Raw genomic sequence first — 21,526 nt, 5'->3', positions numbered from 1 at the left:
AGGTGGGGCTTAAATAACATATTATTAAAATCTGCTTTAGTTTTTAGATTCTAAGTGTATCAATTTGTCCTGTGTAATAAAAATATTTTTCAAGCACGAGAAGTGAGATAATAGCCTCACGCTTTTTATCAAAAAATTGCTTAATATAATTGTGGGCATTGTGGATAATCTCTTTAGCATCATTTGGGTGTTTGATAAAAAAAATTAGCTTTTCTTCTACATCAGCATAATCATCACGAATTTGCATATAATGAATATTTGGCAAAAGTCTGCCCTCCATAAACCAAGTTTCAAATTTTGGATTTGGCATAACTGCAAGAGAATTGGAGCTCATCACCCATTTAAGATTGCTCGCGACATCATTTCCCTCTAAAGAGAGTAAAAATTTGTAAGGTAAATGTTTGGCTATGCCAATTTTGGCTTTTTGCCATTCTTTGTGGATAGTCTTACTTCCTGTATGCCCTAAATCACAAAGTCGATGATTAAAATATTTCTCAAAAAATGCTGTGCGATGAGATTGATAAATGCCACCACGATAAAAAAGTTTATCTTGCTTGTTTTCAAAGGTATAAGGGTCATTGATAAAAGTAAAATGCCGCACTTTTTCGAGATTAAGCAAGGTAGAATTAGAAAATGGTGGATTGGATTCTATTAATTCCCCCCCCCCAGCACCTTGTAGTGATGTAGCATAAGATTGTATAGGGCGAGATTTTGTAATAGATGGCTTAGGGCAGATATAATTTACATCACCAAATTCAAAATGTGCCTTAAAATCTTGTGGAAAATATCTTGTGTATTCATAGGTATCAAAAAAATACACGCTTTTCTTGCGTGTAAATCGCACAAAGCTAAGATTTTTCGCTTCATCATCGAGTGTGATAGGGCTATCAAGCTGACAATAATAATCTACACGTGATTTAATATATTCAATATCAGGGCGTGCAAGCACATCTTTTAGAATCTTCTCACGATTCTTGGGTAAAAATATCGCAGGTGTAAAGGAACGTGCGATACCTTTAAGGTTGTAGAGAAAGTAATTATTTTTCATAAAAATGCCTATAAAAGTCCTCTAAAATATGCAATCGTCTTTGTTAATCCCTCTTTTAATTCAATACTCGGATTCCATTTTAGCTCACTTTGAGCGAGACTAATATCGGGTTGTCGCTGCTTTGGGTCATCTTGAGGCAAGGGTAAAAAAACAAGCTTAGATTGAGATTGTGTAAGTTCTAACACTGCGTTTGCAAGTTCAATCATACTAAATTCATTTGGATTACCGATATTCACAGGTCCATAGAATCCATCTCTACTATCCATAAGTTTTATCATTCCATTAATCAAATCATCGACATAGCAAAAACTACGAGTTTGGCGTCCCTCGCCATAAATAGTAATATCTTCGCCTTTGAGTGCTTGAATAATAAAATTACTCACGACACGCCCATCATTTGGGTGCATTCTAGGTCCATAGGTGTTAAAGATTCTCATTACCTTAATATTAAGGTTATGTTGTCTTTGATAATCAAAGAATAATGTCTCTGCACATCGTTTGCCCTCATCATAACACGCACGGATACCAATAGGATTGACGCTGCCTTTGTAAGATTCTGTTTGTGGGTGGATTTCTGGGTCTCCATACACTTCACTTGTAGAGGCTTGGAGAATCTTGGCTTTTACTCTTTTAGCTAATCCTAGCATATTAATCGCACCCATTACAGAAGTTTTAGTCGTTTGCACTGGGTCAAATTGATAATGCACAGGAGAGGCAGGACAAGCTAAGTTGTAGATTTCATCGACCTCCACATAAAGAGGAAAGGTTACATCGTGGCGCATAAATTCAAATCGTGGATTAGAGAGCAGATGTCTTATATTTTGTTTTGTGCCAGTGAAGAGATTATCCACACAAAGCACCTCATCGCCTCTCTCTAGCAACTTCTCACATAGATGTGAGCCTAAAAACCCTGCTCCACCAGTAACTAAAACTTTTTTATTAAGCATCGTTATCCTTTTTATGGATTTTAGAATCTGCTAATTATAGTTAAAAATTTTTATGATGTTATAAACTTAGGGCAAGAAAGTTTTAGTATTTTAAAGTATTTGCGTTTTTAAGCAAAAAGCTTTTAGATAAATTTGGCTAAAATCTGCTTTTATTTATAGCAAAGGAGATTCTATGGTAGAGCGATATGCGCGAGAAGAGATGAAAAGTTTATGGGATTTAAATGCGAAATATTCTGCTTGGCTAGAGGTAGAAAAAGCTTTAGTGCGTGGGTGGAACAAGCTAGGGCTAATCCCTGATAGCGATTGTGAAAAAATATGCAAGAATGCGAAGTTTGATATTGCAAGAATTGATGAGATAGAAAAGGTTACAAAGCACGATTTAATCGCCTTTACTACAAGTGTTGCGGAATCTTTGGGTGAAGAATCGCGTTGGGTGCATTATGGGATAACTTCGAGTGATTGCATTGATACTGCTGTGGCATTACAAATGCGAGATTCACTAAAGATTGTCTTGTGCGATGTGGAGGAGTTAAGAGAGGTGATTAAAAAACGCGCAATAGAGCATAAGCAAACGCTTATGGTAGGTCGCTCTCACGGAATCCACGGTGAGCCTATTACCTTTGGGCTTGTTTTAGCAATTTGGTATGATGAGTTAGAGCGACATTTAAAGGCTTTAGAATCTACTTTAGAAGTCATTTCTGTGGGGCAGCTAAGTGGCGCAATGGGAAATCTCGCCCATACGCCTATGGAGCTAGAGGAGATTGTATGCAAGGATTTAGGATTGAAAGCCGCGCCTGTGAGTAATCAAGTCATTCAGCGGGATAGATATGCAAGATTAATGAGTGATTTAGCCCTTTTGGCTAGTAGTTGTGAAAAAATTGCTGTTGAGGTGCGGCATTTGCAGCGCACAGAGGTGTATGAAGCGGAGGAATATTTTGAAAAAGGGCAAAAAGGCAGTAGTGCAATGCCACACAAACGCAATCCGGTGCTAAGTGAGAATATCACCGGACTTTGTCGTATGATACGCTCTTTTGCGCTTCCTGCTATGGAGAATGTCGCCCTTTGGCACGAGCGTGATATTAGCCATAGTAGCGTAGAGCGATTTATCTTGCCTGATAGCTTTATCACTACGGATTTTATGCTTATGCGTCTTAAGGGGCTTATTGAAAAGCTTGTTGTTTATCCTAAAAATATGATGAAAAACCTTAATCTTACAGGTGGGCTTGTGTTTTCACAAAGGATTCTATTAGAATTGCCTAAAAAGGGTGTATCGCGTGAAGATGCGTATAAAATCGTGCAACGCAACGCGATGAAAGTGTGGCAAGACTTGCAAGAGGGTAAGGCAGCGGTGAATGAAAGAGGAGAAAGCTTATATTTGCAGTATTTGCTTGCAGATTCTGAATTAGTGGAGCTTATTGGCGAGGAAGCTATCAAGGAATGCTTTGAGTATGGTTATTATACAAAAAATGTGGATTCTATTTTTAAGAGGGTGTTTGGATAAAATTACATTTAGGAGTATTTTATGATAGCAAATGGTATTGGCGGATCAAATACAAAAACAGGATTGGTTTTTGAAGGAAAGGTGGATTTAGCAACTTTTTTATCCAGACAAAATGGATATAAAGTAGATAGTGTTGGCAATGTTTTTTATCAAGATGAACTCATAGCGAGAATTTTTAAAAAACATCAATTCTATAATTTTTTAGAAGAACGCGATGTAGATTGGAAAAATATTATCTCTAAAAAACTTTTGCCCGATGACAGTATATATGTCATTATTAATAACACTTTTTTCATTATTGAATGCAAGTTTCAACAAGTGGCAGGTTCTGTTGATGAGAAACTGCAAACTTGTGATTTTAAGAAAAAACAATATCAAAAACTCTTATCTAGTCTCAATATGGAGGTAGAGTATATATATTTGCTAAGCAATTGGTTTCAACAAGCAGGATATCGAGATGTTTTAGACTACATTATTAGCGTGAATTGTAGGTATTATTTTGAATATATCCCACTTCAAGTTTTAGGCTTACCAATCCCAACGGATTCTAGGGAAATACAATGACTGTTAGTTTTCACAAGTTAAAACCTGATTTTACAAGCTTAGATTCTAGATTTTGTCTTTATCAGGGGGATTGCAATATGCTCTTGCCCCAAATGAAAGAAACTTTTGATTTGATTTTTGCCGATCCACCTTATTTTCTTTCAAATGATGGCTTAAGCATACAGAGTGGCAAGATCGTGAGCGTCAATAAGGGTGAATGGGATAGGGGTAATGATATAGATGATATTGATAGGTTCAATATGGAGTGGATAGCTAATGCAAAAGTAGCCTTAAAGATTACAGGTAGTATTATGATAAGCGGGACTTATCATAATATTTTTTCACTTGGTAGGGCGTTACAAAAACTCGACTTCAAGATTCTAAATATCATCACTTGGCAAAAAACCAATCCACCACCAAATTTTAGCTGTCGCTATCTTACGCATTCAACAGAGCAAATCATCTGGGCAAGAAAAAGCCCAAAACATAAACATATTTTTAATTATGAGATTTTAAAAAAACTCAATGGAGGCAAACAAATGCGTGATGTATGGAGTTTCCCGGCTATTGCACCTTGGGAGAAAATCTTTGGCAAACACCCAACGCAAAAACCTCTAGCTCTTTTGACGCGATTGATTTTAATGGCAAGTGATAAGGATTCTATTATTTGCGATCCTTTTAGTGGAAGCTCTACGACAGGAATAGCCGCTAATCTTTTGCATAGGCAATTTGTAGGCATTGAAAAAGAGAATAAATTTATAGATTTGAGTATAAAGCGTAAAAATGAACTAGATTCTAAACATAAAGAGATAGAATCTAAAATTAATGATGTGAGGTTTTATAATAGCCTTGAAAAGAAATAAAGCGATGATTGTATAAAATGATGAATTTAAAGGAGTGCATATGCAAAAAATGATGACTTATTTAGATATAGCAAAGGAAGTATTACAAAAAGCAGAAGCTCCACTAGGCTATAGGCTGATTTGGGAGAGGGCAAAAGAGTTAGGATTAGATAAGAATCTTAAAAGTATTGGCAAAACTCCAGACCAATCAATTGGAGCACGACTCTATGTTGATGTGCGAGATAGGCGAGATTCTCTCTTTATGGTAACTTCAAGAAGACCAACGACTTTTTGGCTAAAAGAAAGGGAAGAAGAGTTAAAAACATTGCACAATGCACTACAGAATCAAGCCTTAGAGGCAAAATCGCAAAAAGGAAGAACCTTTATGGAGCGGGATTTGCACCCCTTGCTTGTGCGCTTTGTCAAGGATAAGTTTGATGCGTATTCCAAGACAATCTATCACGAGATAAGCAAAAAGACGCAAAGCGGGAAAGACAAATGGAATTATCCTGACATTGTGAGCGTACATTTTGCTTTTAATGATTATAACAATGAGGAGGCACTAAGGTTGGCACAGAATCTGTATCGCCACGATTTCAAAATCTATTCTTTTGAACTAAAGGTTGCATTAGATTTTGGCAATTTAAAAGAAAGCTATTTTCAGGCTGTATCTAATTCTAGCTTTGCAAATGAGGGTTATCTAGTAGTGTTTAACGAGATAGATTCTGAAGTGCTTGATGAATTAAGGAGACTGAATCAAAGCTTTGGTATTGGGCTTATAAAGCTAGGGATTACTGAATTAGAAGTGCTTTTGCCCTCTGCACAGAGGCATTTAGATTTTCAAACCATTGATATGCTTGTAGAGAAAAACCTTAACTTTAAGGAGTTTATAGAGACCATTAATGAAGATGTGGAAACTAATGATAAAAGAAGAATTCTTAAAGATTCTTATGACAAGGTGCTTGATGATGAGGCATTAGAAAAACATATAGCAGACAAAAAGATAATGTAGCGAATAGATTTTAATGCGTATTAAAAAAAACACCAAGCTTACAATCAATGGCTTAGAACTTATGCAAAGTTTAGAATCCCAAAGTGTAGATTTATGCTTTTTTGACCCGCAGTATAGAGGTGTGCTAGATAAACTTAAGTATGGCAATGAGGGAGAGAGACAAAAAGGCAGAGCAACACTCCACCAAATGAGTAATGAGACAATTATAGAATTTATCGCAGAGATTGATCGAGTGTTAAAGAATAGTTGCTATTTAATGCTTTGGATTGATAAATTTCATTTATGCGAGGGGATTAAGCAATGGCTTAAAGGGACAGAATTGCAAATTGTTGATTTAATCACTTGGGATAAAGGTAAAATGGGTATGGGTTATCGCACGCGCAAACAATGCGAATATTTGCTAGTCTTACAAAAAGTTCCCATTAAAGCTAAAGGCACTTGGAAAAGCCATAGCATACGCGATATATGGAGCGAAAAGATACCAAGTGAGGAGTTAAAGCTACACCCGCATAGCAAACCAAAAGGCTTACAAAAAGCACTGATAGAATCTTGCACTAAGGAGGGAGATTTAGTGCTTGACCCTGCAAGTGGGAGCTTTAGTGTATTGGAATGTTGTAAGGAATTGGGGAGAAATTTTATAGGGACTGATTATAAACCAAAGATTCTGCGGTAAGAAATATGTCAAAGATTTAAGAATAAGATACTAGCTCTCTAGCTTTTGTAGCAATGCAAAAAGTTCTTTTGCATCAGAGAATTCATCACTTTTGATGGAGTTTTCTCCCCATTTAGCGTGAAAATATGGAATCTTAGCATTTTGTGCTGCACCTCTATCTTTTGCACCATTTCCTATAAAAACGCTTTGATTAAAGGGAGATTTTTGCACAATCATTTCTATCATCATTGGGCTTGGTTTGGATTCTATTCCCTGTCTTGAACCTAAAACTTCATCGAAAAAATGCGCAATTTTGTGCCGCTGTAAAATTGTAGGAAGTTCATCGTGTGGGGCATTTGAGGCAATAGCTAAAAAATAACCTTTGTGTTTGCATCGTTGTAAGAGCCATTCTACTCCATCAAAAAGAGTTGCACTTTGCTCATAATGTTTTCGAAAATAAGATTCAAAACCTACTTTATAGCTTGGGTGGGGAAAATTATCAATTTCATAAAAAATTTTAGGACAATTAAGGGCAGGTGTGTGAGTTACTTGCTTGATATATTCTGAATCTAGTAGTGGGAGATTCTTGTCTGCTCGTATTTCATTAATCGCTGCACAAATTGCATTCTCACTATCGATGAGCGTGCCGTCCATATCAAAAATGACATTAAGCATAAGATTCCTTATATCATATTTTTAAGATTAGGTTTGTGTAATTGTAACATATGAATGTTTTAGAATCTAAAAATTTGGTAAGTATAAAAAGCACTTATAATTTTATAGAGAGGTTTAGAGACAAAACTTCAAAAATAGATAATTTTTTTCTTTCCTAAAAAGTCTTTTTTAGGAAAGTAGTAGTATTTTTTTATTTAAATAATTAAATAAAGCTGATATGAATAAGTCATCAAAAGGAGTAGAAGCGATGAGAGATACTCGTAAAATTCAAGAGTATTATGATGGGCTTATTGCAGAGTGTGAAAAAGAAATTGAAAGAATAACAACACAACTCTCACAAAATCCAGCTTGTGATAAAAGACGGATTTATCATTCTTTGGGGAGGAGTAAATTAGACAAGGTTATGTGTAAATATGCTCGTGGCGATGATATAGGAGAAGTCAAAAAAGAATTAGAACAAGTGATGCTTGAATGGCAAGACTATCGCTTAGAAGTGAAGTATAATGCTAATTATATGAATAATGCGACTGAATTTTGTATTAGAGTACTGTTAGATATGGATACATCTTATCTCCTTAATATCATAAAGGAGGAAGAAGAAAAGGGAGAGTATGCCGATTATAAGGATTGGTTTTTGCATTTTGTAGGTTCTAAGGGAGAGAATCTTAATGAAAAACGCAAATGTATATATTTTGCTAAGGAATATAATTTCATTAAAGAATTTGTAATGACCAAAGATAATCGATATCTTCACCAATATATGGAGAGATGGGCTAAATTACGCCCATATAATAAACTCAATCCTTGGAATATTCAAGCAGCTGCTGTTGTAAAAATAATGAAACTCAACAAAGAGGAATTTAAAAACTATGAATTTTTCCCTTATGACTTGCTCTAGTTAAAACAACAGATATAAGCTATGCAGAAACTATGGCAGAGAGGAAGGGATTCGAACCCTCGAAAGCTTGCACTTTACACGCGTTCCAGGCGTGCTCCTTCAACCACTCGGACACCTCTCTATGTAGTTTAAGAAGAGGGGATATTATCTAAAACTTGCTTAAAAATCACCCCATCAATGCCAAGTTGAGCAATTTTTGTAAGTTGTGAATCTGCTTTAATCACACACAAAAGCTTACAATCAAGCAAGTAATGCTCTATAATAGATTGAAAAGATTGAGCTTGATTTTGTAGGTTTTTATGCAGAATAAGATAATGTGCGCTTAGATTAGCATAAATAAGGAGCTCTTCAAGAGAATGTATCATCACTGCATAACTTACTTGATTGTCAAGGCAGTGTTTGCCTAATGCAAAGCCTTGCTCTTGTGTGAGTTTGCCTGTATCAAACCATACTATACAAGAAGGGTGTGTATTTTGTATATCTGCTATATTTGTAATTTTGGTAAATGCTTGATGGGGGATTGCTTTATGTCCGATGATAATCATTGCTTTGCTCCTTTTTTCAAACAATCTTTTGAGCAAAAATGCACACCATCGGCAAGTATAGATTCTGTTTGAGAGACATAGATACCACAATGTGCGCATTGATACATTTCTTCAACAGCATCTTGCTTATTTTTAGTCTTTGTATTTTTGTGAGACACATTGCTTCGTATCAAAGAGCGAGTAATCATATAAACGAGTAAAGCAAGAGCAAGAAGTATGATAAGAAATTTCATTTTTTTCTCCTTAGTTTGTGCTTTTATATAGAATCTAACCTAAATATCGCGGCTATGTTTATAATAATAAATGCGATTTTCCCGCACAAAGCATTCTTCTACACTCATATTTGGCATTTCTTTACGAAATTGTGTGCCTTTGTAGAGCAAAAAATAGCCATCACTTTTAAGAAATTTACGCGATAAGGTAATGAGTGTTTTTGCGTCCATAAGCGCACGTGAAGTAACAAGGTCAAGATTATTAACTTCAGCAATTGGCACATCTTGAATCGCCATTGTTTTGACACGCACATTGCTTAATCCTAAATGTGAGGCAATATTTTGCAAAAAAGATGCACGTTTTTGTCTTGGTTCAACGAGTGTAAAAGATGCTTGAGGACAAGCAATAGCTAGAGCAATAGCAGGGAATCCTCCGCCTGAACCTATGTCCATACAGCTATTAAAATCATCAATAAATTTTAGCGGATAGAGCGAGTCAAAGATATTTTCAGATACAGATTCTATACTACTTGCACCTGTAAGATTATGAATCTTGTTCCACTTTAAAAGTTCCTCACCAAAAACTTTAAATTGCTGATAGCAAGTATCAGAAAGCCTAATGCGGTGGCTATTTAGTCGTTCTTGTAAATGTATCATAGTATTAACATCCCATCACCATAAGAATAAAAGCGGTAGCCTTGTTGCAAAGCAAGTTGATAAAGTTCCAAACATTTCTCTCGCCCTATCATTGCGCTCACAAGCATAAGTAAAGTGCTTTTGGGGAGGTGAAAATTAGTCAGCAGGTAATCCACGCGTTCAAACTTCACACTTGGATATAAAAATATATCACATTCTCCATTCAATGCTTTATGACGCATATAATGCTCTACACATCGCGCACTTGTCGTGCCAACGCAAAGCACTTTGTTTGCTTTTTGCAAGGCTTTAGCACTTTCTATCGAGAGTGAATAAGATTCTGTATGTATGTTGTGGTGGCGAATATCCGCACTCTCCACACTCATAAATGTCCCTGCACCCACGTGAAGTGTGATAAAGCAAAGTTCAAAGTGTTTGCGCATAGATTCTAAACTTTTTTCACTGAAATGTAAAGAAGCAGTTGGAGCAGCGATTGAACCAAGATGATTGGCAAAGACACTTTGATAAAAGAGCACATCACTTTTTTCATCATTGCGCTTGATATAAGGAGGTAGTGGAATATGCCCATATTTTTCAAGCATATTAAGCACTAAAGGATAATTCAAGTCTTGATTATTTTGTATAAATTTCACTATGCGTAAGCCATTTGTTAGACATTCTTTGATTTCTACGATAATAGAGGCTTGAGTTGATATAGAATCTGCGATAATGAGCCTATCCCCCTTTTTTACGCGTCCTTTTATTTGCGCAAGAAAGAGTGTGGATTGGTTTATAGAATCTAGAGGTTTGTGAAAAAATATTTCGTAGTGTTTTTGGCTTAAGCCTTGCGTGAGGGAATTAATTTTATGTGCATAGATTCTAGCTTGTATTACCTTTGTATCATTAAGCACAATGAGTGTTCCTTGAGGGATAAAATCACAAAAATGATAAAAATTGCTATGTGTAATGCGCCCACTTTGTCTCTCATATACAAGGAGTTTTGCACTTTCTCTAGGATTTGCGGGATTTTGTGCGATGGCATTTTGTGGCAATGTGTAGTCATAACTTTCAAGCAAAAAGTCATTTGAAATTAGGCTATATTGGCTCATACATTGTGTTCTTTTTTTTCATCATCAATATCCTCGTCATCAAAATTTTCTTGGATTGAGGCGGGATTGACAAATTTAAGCACGAGGATAGAAATACCATATAATCCAATAAGTGGAATAGCTAAGAGAATCTGCGAAATAACATCAGGTGGAGCAATCAGTGCAGCAATAATAAAAATAAGCACTACTGCATATTTAAAGAAATTCTTTAAGCTTTCATCAGTGATTAAGCCTACTTTGCCTAAGAAAAAACAGAGCACAGGAAGTTCAAAAGCAATACCAAAGCCGATAACAAGGCGAGTGAAGAAAGTAAAATAGTTTTCTGCGGTAATATAGGCTTCAAATTGGTCATTGCCAAAAAGCAAAATATTCTTTATGATAAAAGGAAGCACACCATAGTAGGAAAATACGACACCAACGACAAACATTGTTGTGCCAAAAATAACAAAAGGAATAACTACTCTTTTTTCATTTTTATATAAGCCAGGAGCGACAAAAATCCATATTTGCCAGAAAATAATAGGCATAGAAATAACAAGTGCAGCAAAAAGAGCAGATTTCATCGCAATAAAAACCCCTTCTATCATACCTGAAGCGATGAATTTACCACGCACATCGTGTCCTAGCACAGAATCTAATGGTGCTTTGATAAAGATAAAAATATGTTCCCAAAACAAAAAGCATACAATAAAAGCTATAAACAGCACAGCAATGCTAATTATAAGCCTTTTGCGTAAGTCTTGAATGTGAGGCTTTAAATCTTCAAGCATTGTTTTTGCTATCCTTATCCATATGGGATTGTATAGTAGGATTCTCTTCTGTCATAGTAGTTAGAGGAGGTGTGCTAGATGTATATGAGGGGGAATCCGTAGGGGTTGCGTTATTGGAAATGGTATTAGAGGAGAGAGATTTATCTACCTCTGTTTGCTGCATACTTTCATAGCTTACTTCATTGTTTAAGGATTGAAGCGTAGATTGTAAGGATTGAGTGTGTTCTTGCAAACTCTTTTGTCCCTCTTCTAAGGGTTTTATTACAGAATCTACACTTATTTGACGCAATTCATCAAGCTGCATATCTTTAGTGAGTTTATCGACTTCGCTTGTGAGTGTGTCTTTATATTTGAGGGCTTCTTGCTTGATTTCAGAGAGTTGAATTTCTTTATCAAAAGTATCTTTTGCTTCTGCCATAGTTTTTTTGACAGCACGGAAGAATTTGACAATATCAATAATAGCTTGTGGAAGTTTATTGGGACCAAGTGCAATGATAGCCACAATGAGAATCACTAAGACTTCAAAAATACCAACACCAAACATCAGCATACCTTATTAAGCTTACTATAAAAATTGCTCGTGAGACGCATTTATATCACTCTATAGATTTAAGTTCGCATTTTATAATAACTTAGTAATTTTGCAAGACATTTTGCTTATGTTTTAGGAATAAAAAATGCTTTTTGACTACAATATGATGATTTTGTAAAGAGAAGGAAAGTGATGATTGATACAAAGGCATTGGTGAATGATTTTGAGCAAGTAAGCAAACAGCTTAGCATTAAAAAAGTGAGTGAAAATACTTTAAGTGATCTCAAAAATCTTGCTCTTGAATATAAATCCTGCAAACAAGAACTCGAGGGTTTGCAAGCTTTTCAAAATAAAACTTCAAAGCTTTTTGGTGAGTATAAAAGAGAACAAAAAGATATAAGCGAGTTAAAAGCCGCACTTGATGCAAATAAAATCGCTATAAATAAAGCAGAATCTGCTTTAAATATTACAGAAACCAAACTGCAAGATTTTCTTTACAATATTCCAAATCTTCCAGATTCTGCTACTCCAAAAGGTGAAGATGAAAATGACAATGTAGAAATAAAAAAAGTGCTTACCCCACCACAATTTGATTTTGCACCTAAAGAGCATTGGGAGCTAGGCGTTGCAAATGGTTGGATTGATTTTGAAGCAGGAGTAAAACTTGCCAAAAGTCGTTTTTCTGTCTTGCGTGGTATGGGAGCAAAGCTCAATCGTGCGCTTATCAATTTTATGTTGGATTATAATGAAAAAGCAGGTTTTGAATCTGTCCTAACGCCTGTAATTGTTAATGCTCGTGCGCTTTTTGGCACAGGGCAGTTGCCTAAGTTTGAAGATGATATGTTTAAGGTGGATTCACAATTTGATGATGAACAAAGTGAGCACGATTTGTATCTTATCTCTACTTCTGAAATCACACTTACTAATCTTTATCAAGATAGCATTATCTCTAGTGAAAAATTACCCATTATGCTCACTGCACATACGCCTTGTTTTCGTAAAGAAGCTGGAAGTGCGGGGAGAGATACGCGAGGTATGATACGACAGCATCAATTTGATAAAGTCGAGCTTGTCGCCATTACTCACCCAAGTCAAAGTGAAGCTATGCAAGAAAAAATGGTGCAAACAGCAAGTGGCATTTTGAGTGAGCTTAAACTCCCTCATCGTTTAGTGCAGTTGTGTGGCGGGGATTTAGGTTTTAGTGCAAGTAATACCATTGATATTGAAGTGTGGCTTCCTGGGCAAAATTGCTATCGGGAGATTAGTTCTGTTTCAAATACACGAGATTTTCAGGCGCGTAGAGCAAAAATCCGCTATAAAGAAAATGGAAAAAATGCTCTTGTGCATACACTTAATGGCTCTTCTTTAGCGGTTGGACGCACACTTATTGCTATTATGGAAAATTACCAACAAGCCGATGGAAACATAGTCATTCCTGAAGTTTTAAGAAAGTATTTGTAAGAGGCAAATTATGGCAGAAGAATCTATTAATCTTGATGATGGCTTAGAAATTCAAGATAACCAAGAAGGCACATCAACAACACAAGAACGAACAGATTCTGCTCAATCAAATACTTCCGATAATCAAGAGGGTGTAGGGGAAAGTAATGCTTCAAGCGAAGCAAAACTAAATAAAGTTAAGGCTATTGTTGCACAAGTTACAGATAAGATTCAGCCTTTAATACAGCATATCAAAGATAATAAACCCTTAATGATAGGTTTGATTGCTATTGTTGCACTTTTTTTTATACTCATCATTTTGCTTATCGTGTTTCTTCTTATGGGTTCTCCTAAAGAAAAAGAAGAAGCCTCACCTGCTCCTGTTTCACGCAAGATTATCCAGCCTGCTCCAATTCTTGGTGGTCAAAAGCGTCTTGAAGTTGATGAAACAGAGCTTGGCAATATGATTAAAAAAGCAAATATTCTTTATGCACAGGGTGATAAACTCGAAGCATTAGGAATCTTTGAAAATATTGCGGCTTATTCTCAATCCATTGCATATTACAATTTGGGTGTAATTAAAATTAAAGAGGGTGATTACAAAAAGGCGATTAGTTCTTTTGATGGGGCAATTAATGTGGGGGAAGATATAAGCGTAAGTGCCTTTAATGCGGCATATAGCGCGTATATGCTTGGCGATATGAATCTCTATGAATATTATTTAGGTATTAGTTCAAGTTATTTGTATCATACGGCTAATCAGCCACTTTATTCTTATCTCTATGGATTGTTGCAGTATTACAAAGGATTCTATTTTGAATCCCTTTCGCCATTTTTGAATCCTAGCTCTAATAGTTATGCCAATGAAAGTAAGAAAATGGCTTCAGAGGTGTTTTTGATTTTTGGTGATGAGTATAATGCTCTTGCACAGCTTAAACAAGTAGCAACAAAGGAGGATAATTTTGCTATCGCACTTCTTCACGCAAGGCTTGGGGAATATACTCAAGCAAAGCAGTATCTTTATGAATATCTTGGCTCATATGTTGGCAACGCGCAAGCACTTATGGCTTTACAACTCATTGAGCTAAAAGATGGAAATTTTAAAGAGAGCGCACTCATTTTAGATAGGCTTAATGCTAAAGAAGATGATGCAAAGGTTTTTGAACAATATCCTATTAAGGCAAAGTTGCGTGATGATTTATTTGATGTTAATCTTGCTCAAGAAGACTTTTGGAATCGTCGCTTTGAACATAACAAAATGCTAGGATATAAACTACTTTTTTACTACGCGCCTTTTTTGGTATTTGATGCTAAGAAAGCTTTAGAGATTATTGATGATGGGAATTTAAATGCGTATTCAAGTAATATAGAAAGTGCAAAAAGTATTTTACAAGAAGGGCAGAGGGTTTCACAGATTAATAGCTTACTTGCGCAGGATTTGCGTGCTTTGGCATTAAATCAGGATATACGTGAAACGATTAAATCAATGGAAAAATCATTAAAAACTTATCCCAACCATTCTGTTTTGCATTACAATGTTGGGTTGCTTTATGCGCAAATGAATGATTTTGACAATGCGTATGTGCATTTTATCCGTGCGTATCATTTAGATTCTAATAATACGATAGCAGGTATTTTTGCTCTAATGTGTGCAGAGCTCACTTACAGAGATAGGGCGCGTTTGACGAACTCTATTTCTAATGATTTGGCAGAAATTAATTTTACCAATCATATTGAGCATCAATTTTTACTTTCACTTTTTCGTTACACAAGCGATTCCCCAGCAGATTCACTTGATTGGTTTAATGATATGCAAAAGCAGTCTGTATATGAAAGAAAACCCATCTATTATGCTCTTCAAGCAGTGTATGGAATTTCTGCAGGAAACGAAGAACAAGTGGTAAGGGCATTTGAAAATTTGAAAAAAATCTATACAAAAGATGTGGTAGCAAATACGATGTATGAGCTCGGCAAACGCTTTAGAGTAAATCTTAAAGATGTTGCTCTACAAATGAATGTAATTTATAAAGAAAAGAATCTTGATATGCGCTCAATTTATTATGGACCTTCCCTTGCACGTGAATTGTATGTGTATGTTGGCTTTGTAACAGGCTCTTTGCGTTCTATCCAAGAGGAGTTAGAGGCAAGACTTATTGTAGAAACGCGCACAAGTAATGGTATTTTGCAAGCATTGGCACTTTCAAATATTTATAGTAATGATTTTGAAAAGGCTTTCGCACTTTATAACTCGCTTCTTGATGATTTACACGAAGATGATTCCCAAACACGTTTTTATGCGGCTATTTCTGCTATGGGTGCAGACCGCCACGAAAATGCTGTAGCACTTTTACAGCTTGTTAAGGTAGAATCCGCTACAAATTTTGAAGCGCGTTATGCTTTGGGATTGCTTTATCAAGAGGCAAAAAATATGAAAGCTGCCACACAACATTATGATAAACTCGCTAATAGCAAATTTGAATCTGAATTTTTTGATTTTGAGATTGATACAAGTTATTTGCTTGATATTAAAGACATAAGTCAGGCAAATTCACCTCCACTTTGATACTTGACAAAACTATATAGTATGAGAGTGTAATTTGTCAAATATGTATCGTGTAATGATAAGAATTTGTAAGGGCATAAGAAAAAAACTCACAAAAGGAATAAGGCTAAATAGAAAGCTAAGAAGTGCGCACATAGAGTTTTGGAATCTATGGGATTGCAAGGCATCAAATTGTGTCTTATCCATTATGTAGCTTCCCACATCATAAAAGGTGCGTCTTTTGAAAAAGAAAAATCCAAGTATTAAGGGTATGAATGTGCCACATATTGGGATAAAATACAAAGGAATGCAAAGTATAAAAAGTGCTGCAAATATACATAAATCTTTAGTAAAGCTAAGGGTATCGCCCCACATTGAGCCAAAGGGATTAAGTTTGATAAAAGAAAAATCTTTATTATGCACATATCGCACAATTAAAGGTGTGTAAAAGAGAGAGAAGAAAAGATTGCACAATAAGGCAAGGAGCGCAACGCCCAAACCTAAGATAAGATACACGCTTAGGCTGTATATAAAGCTTACCACTTTCGCCCAAAGGGCAGTATTTGTATTGATGTCTTGAATCCATTGCGGAGTATGGCTTAGGATAAAGTCATAAAAAGGAGTGGCACAAAAATAAAGCACACTGCCTATAAGCAAAAGATTAAGTATTAAAGGCACACAAACAAGGCTTAAAATCTTAAATGTAAAAAAATCTTCAAGGCTACTTTTAAGAATCTTGAGCATTTTATTGCTTAATACCAAGCAGAGTTTCTATCATTCTATCAATGGTTGTGATGACTTTGGCATTTGCTGCATAACCACCTTGAAACTTGATAAGATTCACCATTTCTTCATCAAGGCTTACTTGTGAAATAGCTAAATGCTCTTTTTTCACCGCAGAAAGTACAGAATCTTTTGTCTCTTTAGTGCGTTGTGTAGCTTCAGTTTGGTTTGCTACGCGTCCGGAGAGGAATTGATAATATTCTGATATACGCATTTGTTTTGTTTCATATTTATTGACATAAAAATCTACATCTTCATATTGAAGTTGTTGCATCATATTTGCTACATCAAAATTTCCATTCACAGGCGCAAGCCAAGGGCGTATAAGTGTGGCATCTTTGGCGTATTCATAGCTTAGAGCGATATTATGCGCATCATTGCCATCAAAAAATTTATTTAACCCAAATGCACCAGTGAAGTTTGTGCCATTATCTTGTATGGCGACATATAAACCTTGAGAAGGATTCTTGGCTAAGATATTAAATTCTTGTGTGCCATTATCATAATAGGCGCGGAAGTAATCATCAATATCATTGAGGGCATTATTGTCTTTATTATCATCTGTATTTGCATTAATAGCGCGAACTACATCATTCATTGTCGTAATTTCATCAATATAAATACTTTTGCGTCCAATTTCTTCGCCTTGTGAGCTATATACTACAATATCAAAGCTCCCTTTTTTGATATTGTAGTTACTATCTACTAAAGCATTTAAACTCCATACATCAAGCTTATCGCTACGAATTTGTGTTGCTGCGCTTTGAGAATAAATAGCATTTGTTGCTTCAATGAAGCCTTTTGCAAAAATATCAAGCTGATTGATATAATCTTGAATCTTCCCTACACGTGTGCCACCCTCACCTGAATTATAAAGGCTAATGAGAGAACCCGCTTTGCCTTGAATAATTTTATCTGTGATTTCAACGGTTTTAAAATCATCGCCTTGAAAATATACGCGGTTAAGGTTGAGGTGATTATCATCTTTTTTTAGCACGATAGGGTGATACATTGCGCCATCTACGATATTAAATCCAAAACCGATATTAAGCACATATTCATCATCAAAATCAGCAAGTTTAGGGTGAATAGAGGCGTTAGAATCAAGGTGATTTTTGAAAACATTTGCACCAATAAGGGTTTGGAGATTATATTCTAGCTCATCACGTCTATCGCGTAATTCATTAGCTTGTTTAAGTTCACGTTGGTCTTCCATTTCTTTGAGTTTGCCATTAATATGCGCTATTTCTTTTGCGAGGCGATTGACTTCATTAATTGTTACTTCAAGCTCTTCACTTGTTTTTTGTTGTAATCGCACAAGTCGGAAGCGCGTATCTTGGATATTTTTACTTAAAACTTGTGCATTTTTGGCTAAAACTTGCTTTTGTGCTGGGTCGGTAGCATTTTTGGCTAAATCTTTCCACGAGTTAAAATATTCCTCTAAATCGTTATAGATTCCAACACCATCGACTTCGGGAAAAAATGCTGATGCTTCACGCAAGGTTGTAAAATGTGTATCATAATATTGCGCTTCTTCTGCTGCCTTGCGATAACGATTAAAGACAAATTCATCGTGAATGCGTTGAATTGTCTCAACACTTACACCCCTGCCGAGATTGTAATCTTGATAATAAAGTGGTCGTTCTGGACGCACAAGGACACGCTGACGACTATAAAACTCATCACTTGCATTAGCAATGTTATTGCCCGTTACATCGACCATAAGCTGATGTGCTTGCAAACCTGTGTAGGAGGTATTAAGAGAGGAAAGAATGCCACCCATAACTATGCCTTATGCTTGGATTTTAAGCAGATGACTTTGCTGTCGGTGCTGGTCATAGCCATCGTTTTCGTGAGGTATGACGCGTTGAATGAGTGAATTATAAAATTCTGACACAGCAAATACACTGCGTGCGTAGTTGCTATTGATAGTTTTAAGCTCACTAAGCGTATCACGCATAATGTCAAGGAGATTATTTGTTTCTTCATCAAGCAAGTCTTGGAGCGATTTATGCGGATTCTTGTTGCACAAAATGAGCATTTCTTGTTGGATAAGGGATTTTTTGTCTTCAAATGCTTTTACAAGCGTATTTTTTTGGTCTAATCGTTCAAAGATTGCTTCGTGATTTGCGATTTGTATATCTGCATTATCAAGCTGTGTGAGTTCGATTAATGCTTTTAAATCTGCAATCGCACCATTAATGTAAGTATGTAGCATAGCCAAATCCTATATACTCCATCGTATAAAATAACTTTTATACGGTTCTATACAATGGAGAGTTTTTTATAGGTTAAGCAAATTTGATGCCATTTTCTCTGAAGTTTGTTGCAAATCAATCTTGTATTCACCATTTTTGATTTGCTCTTTGATTTGCTCTGCACGTGAAAGTTGCACTTGTTCTTTTTCTTTCACTTCAGTGCTTTCATTTTGTTTGTTGAGTGTTTCTCTGCTAAGAGTTTTTGCTGCAACAATACTTGTATTTACACCATTTACCATAGGACACCCCTTATTTAATCTAAGTGATTTTGATTTATTGTCAAATCGACTAAATATAAAAATATTTTAGCATTATTTTACATATCCTTGCATTTCTTGCTTAAAGTCTTTAAGTGATGTTACACCTTTAGACGCATTATCAGAGCTAAAAATCGGCTTACTCGTATCAATGCGATAAGTCCAAATACCGAGCAAAAGCAAAACATATATAAATGCTAAAAAGCTTAATGTTGGAAATAGCCAATTTTTTAAGCCTGTGCTCATTTTTACTCCTTAATAGATGCAGGTGAGAATCTCAATAAGATTCTCACAAGTTTTAAGCATTATTAAAATATATGCAAAAATAGTGCCAAATAATTGAGAACACATATTTTAACATCTTTTATTAAGCTTTTTATATTAGAATTTCGGTTTTTGGCGCATTTATTTTAATTATGTAGAAAATACGCAATATGTTTCAAGGTTTCTGTAATGAGAAAAATATGTATGCTTATGGGTTTATGGGGTAGTTTATGTTTTGGGGCGGTGGCTCATTCTCAAGTATGGGAATCTGGCTACACACTTTTTGCATTTTTTCAAAAATATGGCATTCCAACGAGTGTGTATTATGACCTTCCTCCTAAAGATAAAGAACTTACTTCAGAAATTTATGCAGGAGTAACTTATTATACACTTTTAGGCAAAAATGATGAGTTGATTCAAGCACTCATTCCCATAGGCGATGGTATGCAGATTCATATTTTTAAGCGTGATGATGCGTATATACTTGATTTTACACCTATGATTTATTTTGAGCAAGAGCAAACTATTAGCCTCTCTATTCAAAAGTCTCCCTATCAAGATTTGCTTGAAATGACAAATGATAGTGGCTTGGTTGGTGAATTTTTAAATGCTTATAAAAATAGTGTCAATTTTCGAAGTATTTTGAAAAATGACAAATTAGCTATTATTTATGAGCGCAAATATCGATTAGGCAAACCCCTTAAGAATGCAAGTATTAAAGCTGCTGTTGTGGAAATTAATAAAAAACCGCATTATATTTTTAGATTTAATAATGGACGCTATTACAATAAAGAGGGGAAAGAGATTCAAGGATTTTTGCTTCAAACTCCTGTGGCTGGAGCGAGGATAAGTTCAAGATTCTCTTTGGGGAGAAAGCACCCCATACTTGGCACAATTCGCCCGCATTATGCGGTAGATTATGCTGCACCAAAAGGCACACCTATTGTAGCTGCTGCTGATGGTGTGGTTATTTTTGCAGGAAAAAGGGGAGGATATGGAAACCTCATTGAAATTCGCCACGAAAATAATTTAAAAACACTCTATGCCCATATGAATTCTTTTGCCACAGGTATGAGGACTGGTAAAAAAGTCAAGCGCGGACAAATGATTGGACGCGTAGGCTCAACAGGACTAAGCACTGGACCACATTTGCATTTTGGGCTTTATCGTAATAATGTGCCAATTAATCCTCTTTCAAGTGTAAAAGCTGTAAGCAAAGAATTACAAGGTAAAGAAAAAGAATCCTTTATCGCCCTAACAGAACACTTTATGCCTTATTTGCAAAATGCATTGAATAGGAGTGTGAATGCAATTACTCCTAATGAAGATTTTAATTTGCCAGGAGAGATAGAAGTGTCTATACAAGGGCAGCAGGATATATCTACGCAGACACAGGCTAACGCATTATGAAAGATGTATCAAGCATTAGCAATGTAAGTTTTTGCGAATGCGTAGATTCTATTTATGTTAAGCCTCGCCGTATGCTTTATAATGAGAATGGAAAAGCACGCTCGTGGGATTTTATTCAAAGTTTAGATTCTGTGGCTATTGTGCTTTATCACAAGCAGGAGGATAGTCTGCTTTTTGTGAAGCAATTTCGTCCTGCGGTATTTGCAAGAATGCTCCCTGATGAAAGTTCCTTAAAATGCGTAGATTCACATATTCAAACTTTGGGTTATACTTATGAGTTATGCGCTGGATTGGTAGATAAGGTAGGTAAAAGTTTAAAACAAATTGCACAAGAAGAAGTGTTAGAAGAATGTGGATACAAGGTAGATTCACTTGAGCTCATTACGACTTTTTCCACAGCAGTAGGACATAGCGGTGCGAAGCAAACATTATTTTATGCGTGCATAGATGAAGATGATAGGGTAAATGCAGGTGGTGGCGTTGATGGCGAGGTTATAGAATCTGTGCTTATAAGAGCAAGTGAAGTGGAAGAGTTTGTGTATAATTTGAGTATTACTAAAACGCCTGGTTTGGCTTTTGGTGCGTTATGGTTTTTGCGTCATTATGAGCAATTGAAATCACAAGTAAATATGGCAAAATAAAGAGAAGCA

Annotated in this window: 24 protein-coding genes and 1 tRNA gene; 10 read left to right on the top strand and 15 right to left on the bottom strand. The window is 35.7% G+C overall.

The genetic code is table 11. The features are described 5' to 3' along the window. Positions 1 to 43: 43 nt before the first annotated feature. On the bottom strand, positions 44 to 1,048 hold the full coding sequence (locus LS65_RS01145; protein WP_034362353.1) for a glycosyl transferase family 90: 1,005 nt from the start codon (positions 1,046 to 1,048) through the stop codon (positions 44 to 46). 8 nt (positions 1,049 to 1,056) lie between these two features. Further along, a complete protein-coding gene (locus tag LS65_RS01140) occupies positions 1,057 to 1,995 on the bottom strand; it encodes a UDP-glucuronic acid decarboxylase family protein (protein WP_034362355.1) in 939 nt (312 codons plus the stop codon). Between the two features lie 172 nt (positions 1,996 to 2,167). Here LS65_RS01140 and purB point away from each other — a divergent pair, with 172 nt between their 5' ends. The 5 genes from purB to LS65_RS01115 are packed head-to-tail and all read left to right on the top strand — an operon-like array spanning position 2,168 to position 6,566. After that, entirely contained in the window at positions 2,168 to 3,496 is a 1,329-nt protein-coding gene (purB, locus tag LS65_RS01135; protein ID WP_034362357.1) for an adenylosuccinate lyase, read from the top strand. A 21-nt stretch (positions 3,497 to 3,517) separates the two neighbouring features. Further along, positions 3,518 to 4,060: a PD-(D/E)XK nuclease superfamily protein gene (locus LS65_RS01130; protein ID WP_034362358.1), complete on the top strand. Its 543-nt coding sequence runs from the start codon at positions 3,518 to 3,520 to the stop codon at positions 4,058 to 4,060. Continuing rightward, the gene (locus LS65_RS01125; RefSeq protein WP_034362360.1) at positions 4,057 to 4,902 is read left to right on the top strand and encodes a DNA-methyltransferase; all 846 of its coding nucleotides are present in this window, start codon (positions 4,057 to 4,059) and stop codon (positions 4,900 to 4,902) included. Before LS65_RS01130 ends, LS65_RS01125 begins: the two co-directional genes overlap by 4 nt. Before the next feature lie 40 nt (positions 4,903 to 4,942). Then, positions 4,943 to 5,893, top strand: coding sequence for an HTH domain-containing protein (locus LS65_RS01120; RefSeq protein ID WP_034362361.1), 951 nt, complete (start codon positions 4,943 to 4,945; stop codon positions 5,891 to 5,893). 13 nt (positions 5,894 to 5,906) lie between these two features. After that, complete coding sequence (locus tag LS65_RS01115; protein ID WP_034362363.1) at positions 5,907 to 6,566, top strand: DNA-methyltransferase; 660 nt, start codon at positions 5,907 to 5,909, stop codon at positions 6,564 to 6,566. 30 nt (positions 6,567 to 6,596) lie between these two features. Here LS65_RS01115 and LS65_RS01110 read toward each other — a convergent pair whose 3' ends face one another. After that, positions 6,597 to 7,220: an HAD family hydrolase gene (locus tag LS65_RS01110; RefSeq protein WP_034362364.1), complete on the bottom strand. Its 624-nt coding sequence runs from the start codon at positions 7,218 to 7,220 to the stop codon at positions 6,597 to 6,599. 247 nt (positions 7,221 to 7,467) lie between these two features. Here LS65_RS01110 and LS65_RS01105 point away from each other — a divergent pair, with 247 nt between their 5' ends. After that, entirely contained in the window at positions 7,468 to 8,118 is a 651-nt protein-coding gene (locus LS65_RS01105) for a PoNe immunity protein domain-containing protein (RefSeq protein WP_034362365.1), read from the top strand. Positions 8,119 to 8,151: 33 nt separating this feature from the next. Here LS65_RS01105 and LS65_RS01100 read toward each other — a convergent pair. From LS65_RS01100 to tatB, 7 genes are all read right to left on the bottom strand, one after another. Beyond that, positions 8,152 to 8,239, bottom strand: a tRNA-Ser gene (locus LS65_RS01100). A gap of 7 nt (positions 8,240 to 8,246) precedes the next feature. Next, positions 8,247 to 8,663, bottom strand: a complete 417-nt coding sequence (locus LS65_RS01095) for a hypothetical protein (RefSeq protein WP_034362366.1) — start codon at positions 8,661 to 8,663, stop codon at positions 8,247 to 8,249. Continuing rightward, positions 8,660 to 8,896: a PP0621 family protein gene (locus LS65_RS01090; RefSeq protein ID WP_034362368.1), complete on the bottom strand. Its 237-nt coding sequence runs from the start codon at positions 8,894 to 8,896 to the stop codon at positions 8,660 to 8,662. Before LS65_RS01090 ends, LS65_RS01095 begins: the two co-directional genes overlap by 4 nt. Before the next feature lie 39 nt (positions 8,897 to 8,935). Further along, on the bottom strand, positions 8,936 to 9,532 hold the full coding sequence (gene rsmG, locus LS65_RS01085; RefSeq protein WP_034362369.1) for a 16S rRNA (guanine(527)-N(7))-methyltransferase RsmG: 597 nt from the start codon (positions 9,530 to 9,532) through the stop codon (positions 8,936 to 8,938). Continuing rightward, positions 9,529 to 10,620 carry a tRNA preQ1(34) S-adenosylmethionine ribosyltransferase-isomerase QueA gene (queA, locus tag LS65_RS01080; RefSeq protein ID WP_034362372.1) on the bottom strand — a complete coding sequence of 364 codons (1,092 nt, stop codon included), beginning with the start codon at positions 10,618 to 10,620 and terminating at the stop codon, positions 9,529 to 9,531. Before queA ends, rsmG begins: the two co-directional genes overlap by 4 nt. Then, positions 10,617 to 11,390 carry a twin-arginine translocase subunit TatC gene (tatC, locus tag LS65_RS01075; protein ID WP_034362373.1) on the bottom strand — a complete coding sequence of 258 codons (774 nt, stop codon included), beginning with the start codon at positions 11,388 to 11,390 and terminating at the stop codon, positions 10,617 to 10,619. The genes queA and tatC overlap by 4 nt, the downstream gene beginning before the upstream one ends. Then, complete coding sequence (gene tatB, locus LS65_RS01070; protein WP_084707934.1) at positions 11,383 to 11,934, bottom strand: Sec-independent protein translocase protein TatB; 552 nt, start codon at positions 11,932 to 11,934, stop codon at positions 11,383 to 11,385. Before tatB ends, tatC begins: the two co-directional genes overlap by 8 nt. Positions 11,935 to 12,114: 180 nt before the next feature. Between tatB and serS the strand changes: the two genes are divergently transcribed. Both serS and LS65_RS01060 read left to right on the top strand, forming a co-directional pair. After that, complete coding sequence (gene serS / locus LS65_RS01065; protein WP_034362374.1) at positions 12,115 to 13,383, top strand: serine--tRNA ligase; 1,269 nt, start codon at positions 12,115 to 12,117, stop codon at positions 13,381 to 13,383. A gap of 10 nt (positions 13,384 to 13,393) precedes the next feature. Beyond that, positions 13,394 to 15,925 (top strand): tetratricopeptide repeat protein, encoded by a 2,532-nt coding sequence (locus LS65_RS01060; RefSeq protein ID WP_034362376.1) that lies wholly within the window; start codon positions 13,394 to 13,396, stop codon positions 15,923 to 15,925. Between the two features lie 12 nt (positions 15,926 to 15,937). On the opposite strand, the gene LS65_RS01055 is transcribed toward LS65_RS01060, so the two are convergent. From LS65_RS01055 to LS65_RS01035, 5 genes are all read right to left on the bottom strand, one after another. Next, positions 15,938 to 16,648 (bottom strand): EI24 domain-containing protein, encoded by a 711-nt coding sequence (locus LS65_RS01055; RefSeq protein WP_034362378.1) that lies wholly within the window; start codon positions 16,646 to 16,648, stop codon positions 15,938 to 15,940. A gap of 1 nt (position 16,649) precedes the next feature. Further along, the gene (flgK, locus tag LS65_RS01050) at positions 16,650 to 18,470 is read right to left on the bottom strand and encodes a flagellar hook-associated protein FlgK (protein ID WP_034362380.1); all 1,821 of its coding nucleotides are present in this window, start codon (positions 18,468 to 18,470) and stop codon (positions 16,650 to 16,652) included. Positions 18,471 to 18,479: 9 nt separating this feature from the next. After that, positions 18,480 to 18,905, bottom strand: coding sequence for a hypothetical protein (locus tag LS65_RS01045; protein ID WP_034362383.1), 426 nt, complete (start codon positions 18,903 to 18,905; stop codon positions 18,480 to 18,482). 66 nt (positions 18,906 to 18,971) lie between these two features. After that, the gene (locus LS65_RS01040; protein WP_034362384.1) at positions 18,972 to 19,184 is read right to left on the bottom strand and encodes a flagellar biosynthesis anti-sigma factor FlgM; all 213 of its coding nucleotides are present in this window, start codon (positions 19,182 to 19,184) and stop codon (positions 18,972 to 18,974) included. 72 nt (positions 19,185 to 19,256) lie between these two features. Further along, positions 19,257 to 19,448 (bottom strand): hypothetical protein, encoded by a 192-nt coding sequence (locus tag LS65_RS01035; protein WP_034362387.1) that lies wholly within the window; start codon positions 19,446 to 19,448, stop codon positions 19,257 to 19,259. Between the two features lie 207 nt (positions 19,449 to 19,655). Between LS65_RS01035 and LS65_RS01030 the strand changes: the two genes are divergently transcribed. Both LS65_RS01030 and LS65_RS01025 read left to right on the top strand, forming a co-directional pair. Then, positions 19,656 to 20,876: a peptidoglycan DD-metalloendopeptidase family protein gene (locus tag LS65_RS01030; protein WP_052061102.1), complete on the top strand. Its 1,221-nt coding sequence runs from the start codon at positions 19,656 to 19,658 to the stop codon at positions 20,874 to 20,876. Continuing rightward, positions 20,873 to 21,517 carry an NUDIX hydrolase gene (locus LS65_RS01025; RefSeq protein ID WP_034362388.1) on the top strand — a complete coding sequence of 215 codons (645 nt, stop codon included), beginning with the start codon at positions 20,873 to 20,875 and terminating at the stop codon, positions 21,515 to 21,517. Before LS65_RS01030 ends, LS65_RS01025 begins: the two co-directional genes overlap by 4 nt. The last annotated feature ends 9 nt before the right edge of the window (positions 21,518 to 21,526 follow it).

Source organism: Helicobacter japonicus (assembly GCF_000762845.2).
GTDB lineage: Bacteria > Campylobacterota > Campylobacteria > Campylobacterales > Helicobacteraceae > Helicobacter_C > Helicobacter_C japonicus.
This window is presented reverse-complemented; position numbering and strand designations above follow the sequence as displayed.